Annotated in this window: 1 pseudogene; it reads left to right on the top strand. The window is 65.1% G+C overall.

Going from position 1 to position 490, the window contains the following annotated elements:
• A pseudogene (locus tag KN815_RS18140) lies at positions 1–490 on the top strand (DNA polymerase III subunit alpha); the annotation flags it as partial.

Below are 490 nucleotides of genomic sequence, written 5' to 3'. Positions count from 1 at the left end.
GCAGCAGGAGATCACCCCGATCCACCCCGAGCTGGAGGAGCCGCTCAAGGAGGTCCTGGGCATCACCTACGGCCTCATCGTGTACCAGGAGCAGGTGCAGAAGGCCGCCCAGGTGCTCGCCGGCTATTCGCTCGGCCAGGCCGACCTGCTCCGCCGGGCCATGGGCAAGAAGAAGCAGGAGGTCCTGGACAAGGAGTTCGTGCCCTTCCAGAAGGGCATGCGCGACCGGGACTACTCCGACCAGGCCATCCAGGCGGTGTGGGACGTCCTGGTCCCGTTCGCCGGATACGCGTTCAACAAGGCGCACTCCTCCGCGTACGGCCTGGTCACCTACTGGACCGCGTATCTCAAGGCCAACTACCCCGCCGAGTACATGGCGGCGCTGCTCACCTCGGTCCGTGACGACAAGGACAAGTCGGCGGTCTATCTGAACGAGTGCCGTCGTATGGGCATCAAGGTGCTGCCGCCGAACGTCAATGAGTCCGAGGCC

This window comes from Streptomyces niphimycinicus, from assembly GCF_018883605.1.
GTDB lineage: Bacteria > Actinomycetota > Actinomycetes > Streptomycetales > Streptomycetaceae > Streptomyces > Streptomyces niphimycinicus.
Note: the sequence above shows the minus strand (reverse complement) of the source record. Positions and strands in the feature narration are given on the sequence as shown.